Raw genomic sequence first — 20,559 nt, 5'->3', positions numbered from 1 at the left:
ACGCCGAAGGGCCCGCTCCGGTTCCGGAGCGGGCCCTTCGGCGTGTCCGGGCGGCGCCGGTCAGCCGGTGACCACGCAGGACGCCGCGGCCACCGGGACGGAGCCGGCGCGCCGCGGCACTCCCGTGTCCGGGTCGAGCGTGAACCAGGTCACGTCCCCGGAGCGCTCGTTGGCGACGTACAGGACGCCGTCGGACTCGGTGATCGCGCGGGGCCAGTGCCCCCCGCAGGGGACGGTGGTGAGGGGGGTCAGCGCCTTGCCCTGCCGCCCGGCCGCGAACACCGACAGGACGTCCTCGCCGCGGGTCGCGGTCCACACGAAGCGGCCGTCGGGCGAGACGGCCACCCCGGACGGATAGGCGTCCCTGGACGGGGCGCCGGGAAGGACCGGGATCTCGGCGAGCGGCCTGAGCGCGCCGTCGGCGGCGTCCCACTGGCAGACGACGAGGGTGGGGCTGAGCTCGTTGAGGACGTACGCGTGGGTCCCGTGCGGGTGGAAGGCCAGATGCCGGGGGCCCGAGCCCGGGCGCAGGGCGATCTCCCGGTGCGGTGAGAGCGCGCCGTCGGCCAGGGTGCAGACCCGTACCGAGTCCGTGCCGAGGTCGACCGTGACCGCCCAGCGGCCGCTCGGGTCGGGCTGCACCTGGTGGGCGTGCGGGCCCTGCTGGCGCTGCGGATGGGGACCGGAGCCGCTGTGCCGGAACACCCCGGACACCGACCGCGCGAGGCTGCCGTCCGGACGGACGGGGACGGCGCTGACGCTGCCGGAGCCGTAGTTCGCGGTGAGGACGTGTCCGGCGAAGAGGCTGAGGTGGGTCGGCCCGCTGCCGTCCACCCGCACCTCGCGCCCGGCCGGTGCCAGGCCCTCCCCGGTCACACGGAACGCGGCCACGGCGCCCTCGGCGGTCTCGCTGACCGCGTACAGCGTGCGGCCGTCGGGCGCCAGGGCCAGGAAGGACGGGTCGCGTACGGCGTTCACGGTGCTCAGGACGGTCAGCGCGCCGCTGCCGGGGGCGATGGCCGCGGTGACGACGCCCGGGCCCCCCGCCGCCGTGAACGACCCGATGTACGCCCGCCGTCCGCCGTCCGTCACGACTGTCCCCTCTCGTCCGCCACCGACCGGGGTGACGGTAGCAGCCGATCACGTCAGGTCTAGACCAAGACCCCGTCCGTGCGTCCGCGCGGGTCAGGCCCCGACCAGCGGGGAGCCGGACGGCGCCCGCAGCGGCGCGGCCAGCTCGGCGAGGGCGCGTTCCAGGCCGTGCAGATGGGCCAGGGCGGGTTCCGTCCCGGCCGGGGAGGTCCGTACGGGGATGTCCCGGCCGTCGGTGAGCGCCTCGACGGCGGCCTCGACGCGCCAGCAGGCGGCGGCCAGCCGGGCGTCGTGCGAGGCCTCCGGGTCGGCGGCGACGGCGACGAGGCCGCGGATCTCCCGGGCGCAGTCGCCGAGCAGGGCGAGCACCCGGCGGGCGCGCCGCTTGCGGCCGAGCATGGGGTTCAGCGGATGCACCAGCGGGGCGACCGAGAGCCGTACCCGGGCGAGCAGCTGTTCCAGCTCCGCCACCACCGGCGCCGGGTCGGCGTCCGCGGTCCCGGCCAGTCGCGCGGCCGTCTGCGCGGTGCACGCGTGGACGCAGCGCAGGGCCCGCTGGATCCAGGTGTCGGTGACGCTGTGCGTGGTCACCGGCAGGACGAACGCCACCGCCAGCACGGCGCCGAGCGCGCCGACGGCGGTCTCCGCGAGCCGGAGCGCCAGCAGACCGGGGGTGAGCACGCCCAGCAGGCCGTAGAGCATGGCGGCGAGCACCGTCACCCACAGCATCATCCAGGTGTAGGACACGGCTGCCGTGTAGAAGATGCCGAAGACGGCGACGGCGACGACCAGCGCGGTCACCGGGCCGTCCCCGTGCGCGGGGACGGCGACGAACAGCGCGAGCCCGGCGCCGATGACGGTGCCGAGCACCCGCCGGAAGCCGCGGACCAGGGTCTCGCCGCGCGAGGTGGTGTTGACGAAGACCCACCAGGTGGCGCCGACGGCCCAGTACCAGCGCTCCCCGGACAGCAGCTGGCCCACGACCAGGGCGAAGCCCGCGCCGGCGGTCGCCTGGACCGCCTGGCGGGTGGTCACGCGGGCCAGCCCGGTGCCGCCGGGCGGCGCCGGCACGACGGCCGGGGGCAGCCGGCGCTCGTAGCACCACAGCCCGAAGCGCACCGCGGCCGCGGCGAGCACGGACAGCAGGACGGAGGCGTACAGCTCGGGCAACTGGGCGGTCCTCGCGTGCAGGAACTGCGCCACGAAGTAGGTCATGAACGCGAAGACCCCGAGGCTGTGGCCGCGCGGGCCCCAGCGCCGCGCGTACACGCCGAGTCCGACCACGGCGAGGAAGGTGAGGTCGCGGGCGACCGGGTGGTCGTGCAGCACGGCCGCGGCGGCGAGCACCGGCAGGCCGACGGCGGGCAGCAGCGCCGTGGTGACGGCCTGCCCGCGGACGGTGGCGTCGGTGACGGTGAACAGGGCGAGCAGCGCGGCGAGCCCGCCGGTGACGGCACCGGTGAGCGAGTGCCCGGCCAGGCCGCAGACGACGACGGCCAGCCCGATGCCGAGCACGGCCCGCGCCGCGAAGCGCAGCCGGATCCGGCCCGGGTCCGGAGCCATGAACACCCTCTTCAGCACGTACCGCCCCCTGGGACTAGTCGGTGTGTGCGCCGTGGCGCGAAAAAGGCGCCGCGGAGGTCCGCAGCGCCATCGATGCCCCCATATCAGCATCTCCTCCACCAGTGGCTCAACCGAGTCTCGCGAGAGTGAGCCATTGGTACAGTGTTCACGGCATTCCTACGGCCACCGAAGTGCCAATGGCCGACGCGGGGACACTTCGGATCTCATGGCCGTGGACGAGCTCGACACCCGCATCCTGCGGCTGCTGCTGGAGCAGCCGCGCACCAGCGTGCGGGAGTGCGCCCGGATCCTCGGCGTCGCCCGCGGCACCCTGCAGGCCCGCCTGGACCGCATGGAGCGCGAGGGCGTGATCACCGGCACCGGCCCCGCCCTCTCCCCCGCCGCGCTGGGCCACCCCGTCCTCGCGTTCGTGCACATCGAGGTCACCCAGGGGCACCTGGACGAGGTGGGCGAGGCGCTGGCCGCCGTACCGGAGATCGTCGAGGCGTTCTCCACCACGGGCGGCGGCGATCTGCTGGCCCGGGTGGTGGCGCGCGACAACGCGCATCTGGAGGACGTGGTCCAGAAGCTGATCAGCCTGCCCGGCGTGGTCCGCACCCGCACCGAGGTGGCGCTGCGCGAGCGCGTCCCGCACCGGCTGCTGCCGCTGGTGGAGTCGATCGGCCGTACGGCGCGGAAGTGAGCCCTGCCATCCTGGACCCCATGAACACGCTCGGCGCCCTCTCGGTCATCTTCGATCTCGACGGAACGCTCGTGGACAGCGAGCCGAACTACTACGAGGCGGGCCGACGGACCCTCGCCGAGTACGGGGTCCCGGACTTCTCTTGGGCCGAGCACGAGCGCTACGTGGGGATCAGCACCCGGGAGACGCTCGCCGACTGGCGGGAGCGGTACGGCCTGTCCGCCCCGGTGGAGGAGCTGCTCGCGGTCAAGGACCGCCACTATCTGGAGCTGGCCCGCGCCGCCACGCGGGTGTACCCGCAGATGCGCGCGTTCGTCGGGCTGCTGGCGGCCGAGGGCGTGCCGATGGCCGTGGCCTCCGGTTCCTCACCCGTCGCCATCGGGGCGATCCTGGCCGGCACGGGCCTGGACGCACACCTGCGCACGGTCGTCCCGGCCGACGAGGTCGCGCACGGCAAGCCGGCCCCCGACATCTTCCTGGAGGCGGCCCGCAGGCTCGGCGCCGACCCGGCCGACTGCGTGGTGGTCGAGGACGCGGCCCCGGGCGCCGTCGCCGCGCACGCGGCCGGGATGCGCTGCATCGCGGTCCCCTACGTCGCCGCCCAGGCCGACGCCCCCGAGTTCGCCACCGCGGGTCTGCTGCTGCGCGGCGGGCAGGAGGAGTTCACGGCGCGGGCCGCGTACGCCTGGCTGGCGGACTCCGCCCGGCGTCCCTGACCGGCTCCCGCCGTCCGCACGTCCCCGCGGGCGTCCGGAACCGATCGCTCCCGAACCGTTGACGCCTCTCCGCCCCCTCCCTATCGTCTGGTCGATTTTTCGTACAGCGTTCGCGATATCGAACAGAGGAGCATCCATGGCACCGCCCCTCTCCAGACGAACCCTCTTCCAGGCCGCCGCCCTTACGGCGACGGCGGCCGCGGTCCCCGCGGCGGCCACCGGGCGCGCCGTCGCCGCACCCGGCGCGCCGGCCGCCGCTCCCGGCGTACCGGCGGCGTGGACCGTACGGCCCTTCGGGCTGGAGGACGTGACGCTCGGACCGGGCGTCTTCGCCGGCAAGCAGCGGCTGATGCTCGACCACGCCCGTGGCTACGACGTGCACCGGCTGCTCCAGGTCTTCCGCGCCAACGCCGGCCTGTCCACCCGGGGCGCCGTCGCGCCCGGCGGCTGGGAGGGGCTGGACGGGGAGGCCAACGGCAATCTGCGCGGCCACTACACCGGCCACTTCCTGACCATGCTGGCGCAGGCGTACCGCGGCACCGGCGAGCAGGTCTTCGCGGACCGGATCGCCACCGTGGTCGAAGCCCTGACCGAGGTACGGGAGGCGCTGCGCCGCGATCCGGCCGTGCTGAGCGTCGAGGGACGGTTCGGCCGCGCGGCGGAGAACGTGCGCGGCTCGTACCGGTACGTGGACCTTCCGGCGGCCGTTCTCACCGGCGCCCCGGCGCTCACCCTGTCCGCGTGGGTGCGCCCCTCGCACGACGCCGCCTGGGCCAGGGTCTTCGACTTCGGCGACGACACCACCCGCTACCTGTACCTGGCCGCCCGCAACGCCGGCGGGGTACCGCGGTTCGCCGTGACCACCTCGGGGCCGGGCGGTGAGCAGGGCCTCGACGGCACCGCGCCGCTGCCGGTCGGCGAGTGGAGCCACCTGGCCGTGACCCTCGCCGACGGCACCGGCACCCTCTACGTCGACGGCACCGCCGTCGCCCGGAGCACGGACATCACGCTGACCCCGGCCGCGCTCGGCACCCTCAGGGACCACTGGCTGGGGCGCTCCCACTTCCCCGCCGACCCGGTCTTCGCGGGCGCGTTCGAGGACGTCAACGTCTACGCGCGGGCGCTGACCGCCGCCGAGGTCGCCGGACTGGGGAGCCGCCGGGCCGCCGACACCCCGGCCGGCCGGGGCGACCTGGCGTCGTACGCCTTCGACGAGACCGCCGGGGCCGGCTTCGCGGACGCCTCCGGCCGGGGGCTCGACGCCACCCTGCGCCGCACCTGGGGCGCGCCCAGCCATCCGGGCTTCCTCGCCGCGTACCCGGAGACGCAGTTCATCGAGCTGGAGTCGATGACCCGCAGCGACTACACCCGGGTGTGGGCGCCGTACTACACCGCGCACAAGATCCTCAGAGGGCTGCTGGACGCGTACCTCGCCACGGACGACGACCGGGCGCTCGACCTGGCGTCCGGCATGGGCGACTGGATGCACGCGCGGCTGTCCGTGCTGCCGGCGGCCACCCTGCAGCGGATGTGGGGGCTGTTCTCCAGCGGGGAGTTCGGCGGTGTCGTCGAGGCGGTCTGCGACCTGCACGCGATCACCGGACGGGCCGAACACCTCGCTCTCGCCAAACTGTTCGACCTGGACCGCCTCATCGACGCCTGCGCCGCGGACACCGACGTCCTCGAAGGGCTCCACGCCAACCAGCACATCCCGATCTTCACGGGCCTGGTGCGGCTGTACGACGAGACGGGCGAGCAGCGCTACCTCACGGCCGCGAAGAACTTCTGGGGCATGGTCGTGCCCCACCGGATGTACGCGATCGGCGGCACCAGCAGCGGCGAGTTCTTCAAGGCCCGCGACGTGATCGCGGGCACGGTCACCGACACCACCGCCGAGTCCTGCTGCGCGTACAACATGCTCAAGCTGAGCCGGACGCTGTTCTTCCACGAGCAGGATCCGGCGTACATGGACTACTACGAGCGGGCCCTGTTCAACCAGGTGCTCGGCTCCAAGCAGGACCGGCCGGACGCGGAGAAGCCGCTCGTCACCTACTTCATCGGCCTGACGCCCGGTCATGTGCGCGACTACACGCCCAAGCAGGGGACGACCTGCTGCGAGGGCACCGGCATGGAGAGCGCCACGAAGTACCAGGACTCGGTGTACTTCGCGGAGGCCGACGGAAGCGCCCTGTACGTCAACCTCTACAGCGCCTCCCGGCTGACCTGGGCCGAGAAGGGCGTCACGGTCACGCAGACCACCCGCTACCCGGAGGAACAGGGCAGCACGCTCACCATCGGCGGCGGCCGGGCCTCCTTCACCCTGCTGCTGCGGGTGCCGTCCTGGGCGACCGCGGGCTTCCGGGTGACCGTCAACGGGCGTGCCGTGCCGGGCACTCCGGTCCCCGGCCGCTACTTCGGGGTCGCGCGGAGCTGGCGCGACGGCGACACCGTACGGATCTCCGTGCCCTTCCGGCTGCGGGTGGAGCGGACCCCCGACGACCCCGCACTGCAGGCCCTGTTCTACGGCCCGGTCAACCTGGTCGCCCGCCGGCCGGGGCCGGACGCCGTGCGACTGGGGCTGTACCGCAACGCCGCCCTCTCCGGCGATCTGCTGCCCTCCCTCACCCCGGTCCCGGACAGACCCCTGCACTACACGCTGGACGGCGTCGAGCTGGCGCCCTTCGCGGAGGGGACCGAGGACCCGACCCACGCCTACGTCCGACGCTCGGAACCACGTGTGATCTTCGGCACGTCGGACTCCGGGGTCGCCAACCCCGCCCGGGGCGACGGCACGACCCTGCTCGACGAGATCTGGGCCGGGGCGCCCTTCCGCGGCAAGGGGGCGCTGGTGGCACGGGTGCGGTCCACCGTGGCGTCCTGGGTGTCCGAGGGTCTGCTGAGCCGCGCCGACGGCGACAGGGTGGTGAGTACGGCGCAGCAGGCCGCCTACGCCCGCTGACACCGGCCGAAAATTCTTTCCCCGGCGGTGATTGTCTCGCGTCCGGCGTCCGTACTTCCTGCTGTTGGGCCGTTCACATTCCAGGAGGCACGATGCGCATCTCGCGCAGCACGGCAGGAACCGCGTTCGTGGGCGGGGCCATGATCCTCACCCTCACCGCGCTCGCCTATCCCACCATGCTGGGCGTACAGAACACGTCGACCAAGCCGGACCGGGTGGTGGCCAACACGAACTACGGCCCGCTGACCGAGGCGGACCGCGACTTCGTGGTGAAGGTGCGCGCGGCGGGGCTGTGGGAGCACCCACTGGGGCTGCTGGCGATGGAGCGGGGGACGACGGCGGAGATGAAGGAGGCGGGCGAGCACCTGGTCGTCGGTCACGGCCGGCTCGACGAGAGCTGCCGCAAGATCTCCCTGGAACTCGGCATCACGCTGCCGAACCAGGCGTCACCGCAGCAGCAGGGGTTCGTGGAGACCGTGAAGTCCACCAGCGGCAAGGAGTTCGACTCCACGGCGGTGAACATCATGCGCGTGACGCACGGGCAGATCTTCCCCGCCATCGCCAACATCCGGGCCAACACCAGGAACACCCTGGTGCGGCAGCTGGCCGACCAGGCCAACGACACGGTGCTCGACCACATCACGGTGCTGGAGAAGACAGGGCTGGTCAACCACGAGCAGGTCAACTTCCAGCAGACCAGCCCGCCGAAGATGCCGCAGGAGCAGGTGACCCCGCCGGCTCCGCAGGCGGGCGCGCCGGTCCTCGCGCTGGAGATCCCCAAGGGGCTGGAGGACCTCGACACGGCGTCCCCGGCGCCGTCGCCGTCCCCGACGGTCAGGTAGCCGGGTCACGACCCGCGGCGGGGCCTGCCCCGCCGCGGGTTTCTCGTCGCGCCGCCGGCACCTCCCCGGCGGCCGCGGCCGGCCGATCCGCCGGCCGGCTGCTGCCGCCGGGCGGTGCGCTCGGGCTTCTTCCCCTGGGCCGGCTTCTTCTCCTGCGCCGACTTCTTCTCCTGCGCGGGCTGCTGCCCGCGGCCGCGGGTGCTGTTGACGGTCCGGCCGCGGACGATCCCGATGAGGTCCTCGACCCGGTCCGTCGTCGCCGCCTCGGGCCAGGACAGCGCCACGCTCGACTCGGGGGCCCGCTCGAGCGGCCGGTGGGTGAGGTCCTTGCGGTGGTGCAGCCGGGCGAGCGACAGCGGCACGACGAGCACGCCGATCCCGGCCGCGACGAGCTCGATCGCGTCGGCGGTGGTGGCGGGGCGTTCCAGCGCGGGCCGTCCGGGCAGGCCCTCCCAGGTGAGGACGTCGTCCAGGGGGTGCAGCACGATCTCGTCGGCCAGGTCCTCCGGGGACACCGTGTCGACCGCCGTGACGAGGTGGTCCCTGGGGACCACGACGACCGTCTGCTCGGTGTAGAGGGGGATCGCACTGAGGACCGTACGGTCGACGGGCAGCCGGACGAGGCCCGCGTCGGCGTCACCGCCCAGCAGCAGCCCCTGCGCCGATCCGGCGGGGACCTGCGTGAGGGTCAGCGGGACGTCGGGCAGCCGCTCGTTCCAGATGCGCACCCATTTGTCGGGCATCACCCCGGGTACGTACACGAGCCGGAACGAGGGGGACACTTCCGAGCCTGTCACCTGGCCAGGTTACCGGCCGTGGTCGGCGGCCGCGCACACGCTCGATACCCTGGACGCCATGACGCAGCACCAGAGCACCCAGACGATGAAGCCCGCGACCGCGGCGAAGAAGCTGGGTGTGTACCTCGACGCCACCCCCGCCGACTTCCGGGACGGTGTCGTCTCACGCGCCGAGCTGACCGCGCTCCAGGCGGACCCGCCGCAGTGGCTCCAGGACCTGCGGCGCGACGGCCCCCACCCCCGCCCGGTGGTCGCGGCGAAGCTGGGCGTGTCCATCGCCGGCCTCGCGCGCGGCGGGGTCACCGAGGCCCTCACCACCGAGCAGATCGAGGCGCTGAAGGAGGAGCGCCCCGAGTGGCTGGAGCGGGAGCGCGCCACCCAGGCCGAGGTCCGCAAGGAGGCCGCCCGGATCAAGAAGCGGAACGCGGAGCGCGCGGCAGGCGACGCCTGACCGAAACGCCAGCCCGCGCCACCCTTCCGGTGGATAGAAATATCTACCAGCATGTCCGTACCTCACGCGCCCGCAGCGGCGCAGCCGACCGTGCCCGGGGTGGGACATGCACAGCGCCATGTGGAAGCAAGCCGTCGAGTGGCTGGCCGCGGCGGCCACGGACCCGCAGGAGTGCAAGCGCGAGTGGGATCACGGCAAGGGCACGGCGCTGCTCGCGGCGGGCCGGTACTGGGACGTGCTGAGCGTGCCCGACCGCCTCGGGCTGCTCGCCCTGGACATCCTGTGGCGCGACCCCCTGAAGGTGCCCGGACCCACGCTGGTGGACGTCACGGCCCGCAGAGTGGGGTTCTTCCTGCCGCCCGACCCGGTCAGCGAGTGGGTCGGCTTCGGGGTGCGGCACGTGGGCCGGGGGTCCTGGGTCGCCGTACCGCCGCCGTACCGGCCGGCCGGGCGCCTGGAGTGGCTGGTCCCGCCGGACGGCACCGGCGCCCTGCACGCCCCCGGCCCGCTCGAACGGGCGCTGCGCGGGGCGACCGGCACGCTCGCCGTGCTGGCGCCGGTCAGTGCGGAGCCGGTGGGTCCGGAGGGCTGGTGAGTTCCTCGCGGGTGTCCTCGGCGGGCGGCCGCAGCAGGGGGACCGGGACGGGAAAGGGCACGGGCGGCACCGTCGCGCGCTCGCCGGCCGTGGCGGCGGCGAAGGAGGCCCACAGGCCGTCGCGGTGCCCCGGGACCGTGTGCCCCCTGGCCCGCCACTCCGCGACGAGGGCCGTGTAGATCGGCGTATGACCGCCGTACCCGCTGGTGAGTTCGGCGTACAACCGGCCCGCGGCGTCGTGCCCGAGAAGGCGCCGCGCCGTCTCAGTGCTGTCCATGCCGGTCCAACGCGCCCCCGTGCGCCGGTGGTACGCCGGTGGCCACAGGTCCGCCGGGCCGGGTGAAGCCGTCACCCGTACGGCCGTCGCCGGGCAGGGGCGGGCCGGGGTTGACCCTCGACCTTGTCGAGGGATCAGGGTTGCGGGTGTGGAGAGCGAGATGCGCAGCATCGGTGAGATGGCCCGGGACAGCGGGCTGGGCGTGAGCGCCCTGCGGTTCTACGACCGTGCCGGTGTCCTGGTCCCCGACCGGGTGGACCCGGTCAGCGGCTACCGCTGGTACGCCCCCGGGCAGCTGGACGAGGCCCGCCTGCTGGCCCGGCTGCGCCGGGCCGGGATGCCGCTGGCGGACATCCGGCTGGTGCTGGCCGGCTGGACGGGCGCCGAAGCCGATCTCGTACGACAGCTGCTCCAGGCGCACCTGCGCCGGCTGGAGCAGGGGCTGTCCGATGCCCGCGCCGAGTTCTCCGCGCTCCGAGTCCTGCTCGACCACAGGGAGAACCCCATGACCTCGCTCCGTACCGACACCGCCGTACGGCTGTCCCTCTCCGGCCCCGGGCTGGCCGCCGCGCTGGACGCGGTCCGGTTCGCGGCCGGCACCGACCCGGAACTGCCGGTGCTCGGCGGGATCCTCTTCGACGTCGAGGGCGACGCGCTGCGTCTGGTGGCCACCGACCGGTACCGGATGGCCGTGGCGCGCGCCGCCGCCGACGGGCACGACGGGTCCCGCGTCCAGGTCACCGTGCCCCTTCCGCTCGCCGACTCGATGCGGGCGCTGCTGGACGGCGAGGAACGGGTCCGGCTCGCCGTGGACGGTGACCGCGTGACCCTGGAGGCCGGGGACCGGCAGACGGCCGGCCGGTGCCTCGGCCACGACTTCCCGGACTACCGGCGTCTCGTCCACCTCCCGGCGGGGCGGCGCGCCGTGGTGGACGTGCCGGCCTTCCGGGAGGCGGTGCGCACCGGTCCCGTCCGCGCGGGCGAGGCGTACGAGGAGGGCGGGACGTCCTGCGACCTCAGCGTGCTGGAGGTGGCGGAGGACGGCTCGGTCACCCTGGCCGGGGACGGCGCCGACGGCCGGGACCTCGTCGCCGTGAACCGCGCGTTCCTGCTGGACGCGCTCACCGCGGGAGCCGGCGACCGGCTGATCCTCGAGTTCGGCGCCCCCACGGCGCCCCTCGCGATCCGCCGGCCGGACGACGCGCACACGTTCTCGCTCCTGATGCCGGTGCGGCTGGAGGACTAGCCTCTTCCGCCGGTGGGCGGCGGCCGGTTCAGCGGTCGGGCCGGCTCTCGTCCACCGGTTCCAGCGTCTCCACGGCCGGCGCCGTGGCCCGTGCGGGCACGGTGTCGGCGGACGCGGCGCGCCGGGCGGTCAGGCGCAGCGCGACGGGCTCGGTGTAGCGGGCCGTGAGCGGGCCCAGGACGACCAGGACCAGGACGTACGCCGTGGCCAGCGGGCCGAGGTCCGGTTCGATGCCCGCGGTGACCGCGAGACCGGCGATGACGATGGAGAACTCGCCGCGGGCGACCAGGGTGCCGCCGGCGCGCCAGCGGCCCTTGGGGGATATCCCGGCCCGGCGGGCGGCCCAGTAGCCGGTGGCGACCTTCGTCAGCGCGGTGACGACGGCGAGCGCGAGGGCGGGCAGGATCACCGGCGGAATGGACTGGGGGTCGGTGTGCAGTCCGAAGAAGACGAAGAACACGGCGGCGAACAGGTCCCGCAGCGGCGCCAGCAGGCTGTGCGCGCCCTCGGCCACCTCCCCGGACAGGGCGATGCCGACGAGGAACGCGCCCACGGCCGCCGAGACCTGCAGCTGCTGGGCGAGTCCCGCGACGAGCAGGGTGAGGCCCAGCACCACCAGCAGCAGCTTCTCCGGGTCGTCGCTGGAGACGAAGCGGGAGATCACCCGGCCGTAGCGGACGGCGACGAACAGCACGAGCCCGGCGACGCCCAGCGCGATGGCCAGCGTGACGCTGCCCGCGGCGAGGCTGACGCCGGCCAGCAGGGCGGTGATGATCGGCAGGTAGACCGCCATGGCCAGGTCCTCGAGCACCAGGATGCTGAGGACGACCGGGGTCTCGCGGTTGCCGAGCCGTCCGAGGTCGCCGAGGACCTTCGCGATGACGCCGGAGGAGGAGATCCAGGTGACGCCGGCCAGTACCACCGCGGCGACCGGGCCCCAGCCGAGCAGCAGGGCCAGGGCGGCGCCGGGCAGGGCGTTCAGCGCCATGTCGACGAGGCCGGCCGGGTACTGGGTCTTGAGGTTGGAGACGAGGTCGCTGGCCGTGTACTCCAGGCCGAGCATGAGCAGCAGCAGGATGACGCCGATCTCGGCGCCGATCGCGACGAACTCCTCGCTCGCGCCGAGCGGCAGCAGCCCGCCCTCGCCGAAGGCGAGGCCGGCCAGCAGATAGAGGGGGATCGGGGAGAACCGGAGGCGTCCGGCGAGGCGTCCCAGCAGGCCGAGCCCGAGGATGATCGCGCCGAACTCGATCAGGAAGACCGCGGAAGAGTGCACGCGCTCACTCCCGACCGAGTATCTCGGCGGCGGCGTCGATGCCCTCGCGGGTGCCGATCAGGATCAGCGTGTCACCGCCGGCCAGCCGGAAGTCCGGCGCGGGGGACGGGATCGCCTCGGCCCGCCGCAGCACGGCCACGATCGAGGCGCCGGTGTCGGTGCGCATCCGGGTGTCGCCCAGGAGCCGGCCGTTCCAGTGGGAGACGGCGGACAGTTCGATGCGCTCGGCGACCAGCCCCAGGTCGGTGGTGTGCAGCAGGTTGGGGCTGTGGTGGGCGGGCATGAGCGCGTCGATCAGCGCGGCCGACTCGGCGACGGTCAGCCGCATCGAGCGGGCGCAGGCGTCCGGGTCGTCGGAGCGGTAGACGTTGACCGTGCGGGCACCGTCCCGGTGCGCGATCACGGACAGGTGCTCGTGCTCACGCGTGGTGAGGTCGTATTTCACGCCGATGCCCGGCAGCGGCGTGGCGCTCATCCGTGGAGCAGGCACAGCCCGTCCCCTTCCCGGTTCTCTTGTCGATGTCGTCCGAGGTGTGGCATGGGCCGGGCCGTCGAACGGCACGGTGATCCACCCCCGCGATGGCAATGGTGCCATCCCGCCATTCGGCCGGAACATGGGTGTTGTCACGGATGGACAGGGGGCGCCCCGAGGGTCGAGGATGCCCGGGGAGTCCGTGTCGCCGCAGGTCGGAAGGCCGGGTACGGGCCCTCTCCCGCGGGTACCCGGAGGTGACGCCACGGCCGGGGACGGGAGCGAGTGGTGAACGACACGGTGATCGTAGGAGTGGACGGCTCGCCGTCCAGTCTCGCCGCGGTCGACGTCGCGGCTCGTGAGGCGCTGCTGCGCGGCGCGTGTCTGCGGATCGTGCACGCCTTCAGCCGGCCGACCGATCTGGACCCGATGATCCACGGTGTGCTGGCGCGGGCCGAGCAGCGTGCCCACGACCGCGCGCCCGGGCTGGAGATCGCCCGGACGGTGGCGTCCGGCGAGACGCTGACGGTGTTGCGGAGCGAGTCGCGGCACGCGGTGCTGACGGTGGTCGGCGGGCGCGGCCACGGTGGGTTCGGGGGTCTGCTGCTGGGTTCGACGGTCGTGCAGCTGGCCGCGCACGGGCACGGTCCGCTGCTGGTGGTCCGCGGCCGTCCGGATCCCGAGGGGCCCGTGCTCCTCGCCGTGGACGGCTCACCGGCCGGGGACGCGGCGGCGGAGTTCGCCTTCGCCGAGGGCGCGCTGCGCGGGGCGCCGCTGGTCGCGATGCATGTGTGGAACACCTGGAGCGAGCCGACGCCGTACGAGGGCCCCGCCGATCCGCTGAACGTGGTGGTGGATCTCGACCGGCTCCGTCAGCGGCACCAGCGGCTGCTGGAGGAGACGGTGGCGCGACACCGGGACGCCCGTCCCGGTGTCGCCGTGGAACTGCGGCTGGAGCGGGCGCGGGTGCGGCACGCGCTGCTCGACGCGAGCCGGGAGGCTCAGCTCGTGGTGTCCGGGGCCCGTGGCCACGGCGGCTTCACCGGGATGCTGCTCGGTTCGGTCAGCCAGGCGCTGCTGTACCACGCCGGCTGTCCCGTCGCCGTTGTCCGCGGCACGGAGTGAAGGGGCGCCCCCGCTCCTCGTGGGGGCTTCCTCGCCGCGGCACGAGGGGGCCGGGGACGCGACCCGCGCCTTCGGGCAGGTGAACGCGCCCCGTCCGGCCGTCTCCGGGCATGGGTGACGAACGCCTGAATTCCCGTGCTCCCCCGTGCACCCGTGCGCCCCTTGGCGACGGCATTCGGCACGTCGGGTGCCGGTCCGGTATGGGCAGGACAAGGTTCGAGTGCCACATGCATGTGGACTCGCATATGTGGACTCGCTGAATTCCGTTTGTGTCGATCGAGACAGGTGGTATTCGATGAGCAATTGCGTCCATGAACCGGCACCGGCGTGGCGGTCGGGAATCGCGCCGGGCATATTCCCGTCCGTCGGACACGGTATCGCCTTGTTCCGGCGCCCGCTGGAGTTCCTGAATTCTTTGTCCGCGTACGGCGATCTGGTGGAGATACGCCTGGGTCCCGTGCGTGCCTGGGTGGCCTGCCACCCGCGGCTGGTCCACGAGATGCTCAGGGACACCCGCACCTTCGACAAGGGCGGACCCCTCTACGAGCGGCTCCGGGCTCTCATGGGGGACGGGGTCGTCACCTGCCCGCACGGTGATCACCGCAGGCAGCGCAGGCTGCTGCAGCCCGCCTTCCGCCCGTCCCGCGTCGCCGACCGGGCGGAGTCGATGGGCGAGGAGGCCGAATCGGTGTGCCGCTCGTGGCGAGCGGGGCAGAAGATCGATGTCGGCGCGGCCATGATGACCCTGACCACGGGGACGATCAGCCGGGTCCTCTTCTCCGACTCGCTGGACCCGGCGGGGACCGCCGAGGTGCGGGACTGCCTGGCCGGGATCGTCCACGGACTGTTCGCGCGTACGGTCGTACCGGTGGACGCCCTGTTCCGGGTGCCCCTGCCCGCCAACCGCCGGTACCGGGACGCGGTCGCCCGTCTGCACGCGCTCATGGACGCGGCCGTCGCCGAGCGCCGTGCGGGCGAGGCGCGCGACGACCTGCTGGGGGCGCTGCTGGCGGCGGCCGACGCCGGGGAGGACGGGGTGACCCCCCGTGAGGTGCACGATCAGCTCGTCTCCCTGCTGCTCACCGGGTCGGAGAGCCCCTCGCTGTGCCTGGCCTCCACGTTCAGCCTGCTCGCCCGGCACCCGGAGGCCGAGCGCGCGCTGCACGCCGAGGTCGACTCCGTGCTGACCGGGCGCGCCCTCCCCGCCTCCGACGACCTGTCGCGCCTCCCCTACACCCGGGCCGTGATCGTCGAGACCCTGCGCCACTCCCCGCCCGGCTGGCTCTTCACCCGGTCCACCACCAGGGAGGTCGAGTTCGGCGGGCGTCGCCTGCCGCGCGGGGCCTCCGTCCTGTACAGCCCGTACCTGCTGCACCACGCCCCCTCGTCGTTCCCCGACCCCGAGCGGTTCCGGCCGGAGCGGTGGCTGTCCGGCGAGGAGGCCGGCGGGCCGTACGGCGCGATGGTCCCGTTCTCCGCGGGCAGCCGGAAGTGCCTCGGGGACGCCTTCGCCATGGCGCAGAGCACGGTGGCGCTGGCGACCATCGCCCGGCGCTGGAGGCTGCTCCATCCGCCGGGGCCCGTCGCACCGGTGCGCCCGGCGGTGACCCTGGGCCCCAGGTCGCTGGTCATGATCTGCGAACCGCGCGGTGGCGGGCTCGACCGGAAATCCCGAGGGGCTGGTGACAACCTTGTCGACCACGCATGAGGACATCGCGGCCGGCGCGCCGCACGGAATTCACGGCACCGGTCTCAGGGAACTGATCGACACCCATCTGCACATGCCGTTCCCGTTCCTGAGCAATCCGCACGAACACCGGGCCGCGACGGGCGTCGAGAAGTGGCTGCGGGAAACGGGACTGGCGGACGAAAGCTGGATTCCGGAAATGATCGCCCGCACCCGTCCGGCCCAGCTCGCCTCCTACAACGGACCGGAGATGGATTCCGGTCTGCTGCAGATCGTCGCCAATCAGATCGCCTATCAATTCGTCTTCGACGACCGGGCGGAGGAGGTGGGCCGGCAGGGGCCCGGCCGGCTGCTGCCCATGCTGGCCGAGAGCATCGCCGTACTGCGGGACGACGCGTCGCCGTCGACGCCGCTCGGCGCGGCCCTGGCCGATCTGCACCGGCAGGTCCGCGAGCGGTGCACACCCGCCCAGGCCGCGCGATGGGCCGTCAAGAGCCGTGAGTACGTGCACGGCCTGCTGTACGAGGCGGTGGCACAGGCCGACACCGCCCCGCTGCCGACCGGGCTGTGCACGTCGATCCGGTCGCTGACCGCGGGGGTCGAGCCCTTCCACCCGCTGTGCGAGGCGGCACAGCCGTGCGAACTGTCCGACGCGGAGCTGCAGCACCCGGTGATGCGCCGGCTGACCCGGCTGTCGGCCGACGCGGCGGTGTGGATCCCCGATCTGTACTCCGCGGTGAAGGAACGGCAGGCCGGCGGGATGATCAATCTGGCCCTCGCCCACCAGCGGGCCCGACGCTGCTCCCTGCCGGTCGCCGTCGTGCTGGCGATCCGGCAGATCAACCGGACGATCGACGAGTTCGTCGGCCTCTTCGAGGAGATCAGGCCGCGGCTGAGCCCTTCGGCCGTCGGCTATGTGGAGGGCATGGCCGGCTGGATCCGCGGGTGCTGCCACTGGGCCCGTACCGTGCCGCGCTACGCCGATACGGCGGCGGCCTGATCCGGGCGCCGTCACGGACCCGTGCCCGGGCGCGAGTCCATTCGAGTGCCCCTACCCACAGGAGGGACGCCCCAAGCCGTCGCCGCCTCCGGTTCACCCGTCCTGTCGTGGTCGTACCGGAATGCGGACACGGTGCGCCGCGGCAGGCATACGCTCGTCCACCACCCGTTGGCCGAACGACAGGAAGCGGTACGGCACATGGTGATCGAGCGGCGGCAGCATGTCACCGAGTCCCGGCCGTTGCTGGAGCGCCGACGGGAACTCCGGGCACTGGACGAGGCGCTGGCGGCCCTGCGGGACACCCGGGACGGGGTGCCGCAGGTGCCGCGCGGCGGGCTCCTCGTCTTCACCGGCCCGGGCGGGATGGGCAAGACGGCGCTGCTGGCGCAGGCCCGCTCCCGCGCGCTGGCCCGGGGTGTCACCGTGCTGTCGGGCTGCGGCGGCCGGAACGAGCAGGAGCTGGCGTTCCGTGTGGTGCGCCGGCTCCTCCAGCCCGCACTGGCCGCGATGGACGGTGGTGAGCTCCGCGCGTTCCTGGGCAGCTGGTACGACGTCGTCGCCGCCGCCCTCGGCCTGGAGGCGGTGCCCGGCCCCCACGTGCCCGACCCGTCCGGGGTCCGCGAGGGCCTGGACTGGGTCGTGACCCGACTCGCCGTGCGGAAGGCACCCCTGGCGCTGCTGCTCGACGATCTGCACTGGGCGGACGTCGAGTCCCTGGACTGGCTCACCTCCTTCGCGCCCCGGGTGGCGGATCTGCCGCTGCTGATCGTCCTCGCCCACCGGCCCGACGACCTGCCGCGCGAGGCGGAGCCGCTGCGCGCCCTGCCGGGCAGGCTCGGCACCCGCCCCTACGCGCTGGAGCCGCTCACCGCCGAGGGGGTGGCACGGATCGTCAGGGACGAGGTGGGTGACGAGGCCGAGGACGAGTTCTGCGAGGAATGCCGGCAGGTCACCGGAGGAAGCCCGTTCGAGGCCGTCGAACTCGCCATCCGCCTGGGCGAACGCAATCTGCGGGGCACCCGGCACGAGCTGCGCGCGATGCGGGACCTGGCCGCGGCGCTCAAGGGCCGCGGACTGATCGAACGCCTGCACGCCCTCGGAACGTCCGCCGTCCGTTTCGCCTATGCCGCGGCCGTGCTCGGCGAGTCCGTGTCGCAGGAGCTCGCCGCCACCATCGCCGTGGTCGGCAGTGAGGCTGCCGCCGAGGCGACGGAGCGGCTGCGCGCCGCCCGGATCCTGGCCGAGGACGACGGGACCGGGGACGGACTCGCCTTCGTCCACCCGCTGATCGCCACCACCGTCTACCGTTCCATCCCCCCGGCGCTGCGGGTCGGACTGCACAACGGGGCCGCCGAGGCCATCCGCGCCGCCGGGTTCGGGCCGGCGGCGGCCGCCCGGCATCTGCTGGAGGTCCCCTGCGACGGCCGTGCCGAGGCGGTGGTGTGTCTGCGCGAGGCCGCCCGCGAGTACATGCGCGCCGGCGCCCCGGAAGCGGCCCGGCGGCTGCTGACGCGGGCGCTCCAGGAGCCGCCGCTGCCGGAGCAGCGCGCCGAGCTGCTGCACGAACTCGCCTCCTCCACCTTCCTCATCAAGCCCACGGCCACGGTCGCGCACCTCCGTGAGGCGCTGGCGGAGCCCGGCCTCGACCCGGAGCTGCGGGCGTCCATCGTGTACCGGCTCACACAGGCGCTGGCGCACATCGACGAGGTGGCCGAGGCCGCGGCCGTCGCCGCCGACGAGGCGCGGCGCACCCCGCATCCCCGGATCAGGCTGCGGATGCTGGCCGACCACTTCGTGTGGAGCTCGTACCGCACCGACGAGCCGGACCCCGCCGCCCGCTCGCGCAAGCTCGCCAGGCTGGCCGCGAAGGTGGCCGGCCGCGGCCTGGAGGAGCGGTACATCCTGGGCCTGCGGGCCTGGGAGGCGGTGGTGTGCGGCGAGCCGCGGCAGACGGCCCTCGAGTACGCCGAGCGGGCCCTGCGCGGCGGGCTGAGCTGGACCGACGAGAACCGGGGCTTCGAGGTGCCGGTGGCGGTGGCGATGGTGTTCCTGTATGCCGACCGGCCGCGGCGGGCCGAGGAACTGTTCAGCAAGGGCATGGCGGAGTGCGAGGCGAAGGGCTGGCGCGGTTCCCACCTCGCCCTGGGCCAGACCCTCGCCGGGTACATCCGCTATCGCCGGGGGTCGCTGGCCGAGGCCGAGAACCTCGTCCGGGAAGGGCTGCGCATCGCCGACCGGGTGGAGGGGGCGGTGCCCGCCCAGTGGTTCGCCGTCGGCATCCTCATCCAGACCCTCCTGGCCCGCGGGCGTACGGCGGCGGCACGCCGGATCGCCGACCAGCACCGCTACGGCGGGCCGGCCCCGAACGCCGTCATCTACCCCGACCCGCGCACGGTGTACGCCGAGCTGCTGCTGGCGGAGGGCCGCGCGGACGAGGCCGCCGCGCTGCTCCGTGCCGTCGGGGACTGGCTGGACGGGCGGGAGTGGCGCAATCCCGCCTGGTGCGCCTGGCAGTCGGGGCTGGCGTCCGCGCTCGCCCGCAGCGCGCCCGACCGGGCGGTCCGGCACGCGCAGGACGCGGTCAAGCGGGCCCGGGACTTCGGGGCGGCCTCGGCGATCGGGCAGGCGCTGCACACCCTGGCCGAGGTGACCGGCGGCCCGGCCTCGCTCGATCTGCACGCGGAGGCCGTCGGCCATCTGGAACAGTCCCCCGCGACCTACGAACTGGCCCGCGCCCTGGTCGGCCACGGGGCGGCGCTGTCCCGTACCGGACAGTTGCAGGAGGCCGCCGACCGCCTCTACCGCGGGCTGGAGGGCGCCGTGCACTGCGGCGCGGAGGCGCTGGCGGTACGGGCCAGGAACGAGCTCGCCGCGGCCGGACTGCGGTCGCTGCCCCTGCGTTACACCCAGACGGACACGCTCACCGCGCCCGAACGGGAGGCCGCCGAGCTGACGGTCCGGGGGGCGTCCACGGCGGTGATCGCCAGGCAGCTGCGCCTCACGGAGCAGGGCGTACGCCATCTGCTCTCCTCGGTCTACCGCAAGATCGGCACGGACGCCTCGGGCCTGGCGGCCGCGCTGGAGTCGTTTCCCCGGCAGCGGCTGTGAACAGGCCTCGGCCCGGGCCGGCCGCACGGTCTGCGGCTCTTCGGGCCCGTCCGCGTGCGACGCGCCGGACGCGGCCCGTCCGGTGGTGCACCGAGGCGGACTAGAAGGCCTTCCGGGGCGGGCGACGAGTCCTTCCGGGGCGGACGACGCCGGCGGCCCGGGCGGGCACCGCGACCGGCTTCGCGTCGACCGTGTGTTCGTGGGACCCGGCCCGCGGGGGCCCGGTTCAGCCCGGGAAGCTCAGCCGCACCCTGCGGTCGGGGTCGTCGCGGTTGGTGTCCGCCAAGCTCCGTCAAGACGACTTCGATCGTAGACGCGAACCATCCCTTCCGAACATGCGTCCTGTTCTAGGGTGCCGGCGGTGATCCAGGGGATGGGAGGGGCCGTGGAGCGGGCAAGGACGGCGCTCGCCGAGCGGAGGGCGGGAGTTGGTGATCCGCGGGCGTGGGTCGGTGAGATGCGGCGGTCGGTTCTTCTGGTGCCGTCGGTGGGCGGTGGTCCGTGGTCGGCGCGGTCCGGTGGTGTGCGGTGGGTCTGTGCGTTCACGGACGAGGTGGCGCTGGCGCGTTTCGCGCTGCTGCACGGTCCGGGGGAGCGGCCGGTGGAGTACGCCGCGCTGCTGGGCGCGCGGATCGTGGACGAGATCGTGC

17 protein-coding genes and 1 pseudogene are annotated in these 20,559 nt (G+C 73.9%); 12 read left to right on the top strand and 6 right to left on the bottom strand.

The genetic code is table 11. From position 1 onward, the window contains the following. Nucleotides 1–60 precede the first annotated feature (60 nt). Both AB0A94_RS37025 and AB0A94_RS37020 read right to left on the bottom strand, forming a co-directional pair. A complete protein-coding gene (locus AB0A94_RS37025) occupies nucleotides 61–1,092 on the bottom strand; it encodes a lactonase family protein (RefSeq protein WP_361751218.1) in 1,032 nt (343 codons plus the stop codon). 93 nt (nucleotides 1,093–1,185) lie between these two features. Beyond that, entirely contained in the window at nucleotides 1,186–2,673 is a 1,488-nt protein-coding gene (locus AB0A94_RS37020; protein ID WP_361751216.1) for an FUSC family protein, read from the bottom strand. Between the two features lie 208 nt (nucleotides 2,674–2,881). Here AB0A94_RS37020 and AB0A94_RS37015 point away from each other — a divergent pair, with 208 nt between their 5' ends. From AB0A94_RS37015 to AB0A94_RS37000, 4 genes are all read left to right on the top strand, one after another. Next, on the top strand, nucleotides 2,882–3,358 hold the full coding sequence (locus tag AB0A94_RS37015; RefSeq protein WP_361751214.1) for an Lrp/AsnC family transcriptional regulator: 477 nt from the start codon (nucleotides 2,882–2,884) through the stop codon (nucleotides 3,356–3,358). Nucleotides 3,359–3,378: 20 nt separating this feature from the next. Then, nucleotides 3,379–4,074 (top strand): HAD family phosphatase, encoded by a 696-nt coding sequence (locus AB0A94_RS37010; RefSeq protein ID WP_217135641.1) that lies wholly within the window; start codon nucleotides 3,379–3,381, stop codon nucleotides 4,072–4,074. 136 nt (nucleotides 4,075–4,210) lie between these two features. After that, on the top strand, nucleotides 4,211–7,033 hold the full coding sequence (locus tag AB0A94_RS37005; protein WP_361751212.1) for a beta-L-arabinofuranosidase domain-containing protein: 2,823 nt from the start codon (nucleotides 4,211–4,213) through the stop codon (nucleotides 7,031–7,033). Between the two features lie 92 nt (nucleotides 7,034–7,125). Continuing rightward, on the top strand, nucleotides 7,126–7,875 hold the full coding sequence (locus AB0A94_RS37000) for a DUF4142 domain-containing protein (RefSeq protein ID WP_361751210.1): 750 nt from the start codon (nucleotides 7,126–7,128) through the stop codon (nucleotides 7,873–7,875). Between the two features lie 5 nt (nucleotides 7,876–7,880). Here AB0A94_RS37000 and AB0A94_RS36995 read toward each other — a convergent pair whose 3' ends face one another. Next, nucleotides 7,881–8,672: a LysR family transcriptional regulator substrate-binding protein gene (locus AB0A94_RS36995; RefSeq protein ID WP_361751208.1), complete on the bottom strand. Its 792-nt coding sequence runs from the start codon at nucleotides 8,670–8,672 to the stop codon at nucleotides 7,881–7,883. Nucleotides 8,673–8,730: 58 nt separating this feature from the next. Between AB0A94_RS36995 and AB0A94_RS36990 the strand changes: the two genes are divergently transcribed. Continuing rightward, nucleotides 8,731–9,123: a DUF5997 family protein gene (locus AB0A94_RS36990; protein WP_361751206.1), complete on the top strand. Its 393-nt coding sequence runs from the start codon at nucleotides 8,731–8,733 to the stop codon at nucleotides 9,121–9,123. A 106-nt stretch (nucleotides 9,124–9,229) separates the two neighbouring features. Then, nucleotides 9,230–9,718 (top strand): hypothetical protein, encoded by a 489-nt coding sequence (locus tag AB0A94_RS36985; protein WP_361751205.1) that lies wholly within the window; start codon nucleotides 9,230–9,232, stop codon nucleotides 9,716–9,718. Here AB0A94_RS36985 and AB0A94_RS36980 read toward each other — a convergent pair. Beyond that, the gene (locus AB0A94_RS36980; RefSeq protein WP_361751203.1) at nucleotides 9,684–9,995 is read right to left on the bottom strand and encodes a hypothetical protein; all 312 of its coding nucleotides are present in this window, start codon (nucleotides 9,993–9,995) and stop codon (nucleotides 9,684–9,686) included. The two genes, AB0A94_RS36985 and AB0A94_RS36980, sit on opposite strands and share 35 nt — an antisense overlap. A gap of 160 nt (nucleotides 9,996–10,155) precedes the next feature. Between AB0A94_RS36980 and AB0A94_RS36975 the strand changes: the two genes are divergently transcribed. Further along, a complete protein-coding gene (locus AB0A94_RS36975; protein WP_361751201.1) occupies nucleotides 10,156–11,241 on the top strand; it encodes a MerR family transcriptional regulator in 1,086 nt (361 codons plus the stop codon). A 28-nt stretch (nucleotides 11,242–11,269) separates the two neighbouring features. Here AB0A94_RS36975 and AB0A94_RS36970 read toward each other — a convergent pair whose 3' ends face one another. Then, nucleotides 11,270–12,517, bottom strand: coding sequence for a cation:proton antiporter (locus AB0A94_RS36970; protein WP_361751199.1), 1,248 nt, complete (start codon nucleotides 12,515–12,517; stop codon nucleotides 11,270–11,272). Nucleotides 12,518–12,521: 4 nt separating this feature from the next. Further along, nucleotides 12,522–12,992 (bottom strand): TrkA C-terminal domain-containing protein, encoded by a 471-nt coding sequence (locus AB0A94_RS36965; protein WP_030865659.1) that lies wholly within the window; start codon nucleotides 12,990–12,992, stop codon nucleotides 12,522–12,524. 285 nt (nucleotides 12,993–13,277) lie between these two features. On the opposite strand from AB0A94_RS36965, the gene AB0A94_RS36960 reads away from it, so the two are divergent. The 5 genes and pseudogenes from AB0A94_RS36960 to AB0A94_RS36940 form a co-directional block, all read left to right on the top strand. Continuing rightward, nucleotides 13,278–14,114, top strand: a complete 837-nt coding sequence (locus AB0A94_RS36960) for a universal stress protein (protein ID WP_361751197.1) — start codon at nucleotides 13,278–13,280, stop codon at nucleotides 14,112–14,114. 382 nt (nucleotides 14,115–14,496) lie between these two features. Continuing rightward, nucleotides 14,497–15,822: a cytochrome P450 gene (locus AB0A94_RS36955; RefSeq protein ID WP_361751195.1), complete on the top strand. Its 1,326-nt coding sequence runs from the start codon at nucleotides 14,497–14,499 to the stop codon at nucleotides 15,820–15,822. Beyond that, a complete protein-coding gene (locus AB0A94_RS36950) occupies nucleotides 15,797–16,801 on the top strand; it encodes a (-)-alpha-amorphene synthase (protein ID WP_361751193.1) in 1,005 nt (334 codons plus the stop codon). The genes AB0A94_RS36955 and AB0A94_RS36950 overlap by 26 nt, the downstream gene beginning before the upstream one ends. 198 nt (nucleotides 16,802–16,999) lie before the next feature. After that, a complete protein-coding gene (locus AB0A94_RS36945; protein WP_361751225.1) occupies nucleotides 17,000–19,909 on the top strand; it encodes an AAA family ATPase in 2,910 nt (969 codons plus the stop codon). A gap of 385 nt (nucleotides 19,910–20,294) precedes the next feature. Further along, nucleotides 20,295–20,559 (top strand): annotated as a pseudogene (locus AB0A94_RS36940) (hypothetical protein); the annotation flags it as partial.

This window comes from Streptomyces sp. NPDC044984 (genome assembly GCF_040646935.1).
GTDB lineage: Bacteria > Actinomycetota > Actinomycetes > Streptomycetales > Streptomycetaceae > Streptomyces.
The sequence above is the reverse complement of the archived record's forward strand: the minus strand, read 5'-3'. Positions and strand labels throughout refer to the sequence as shown.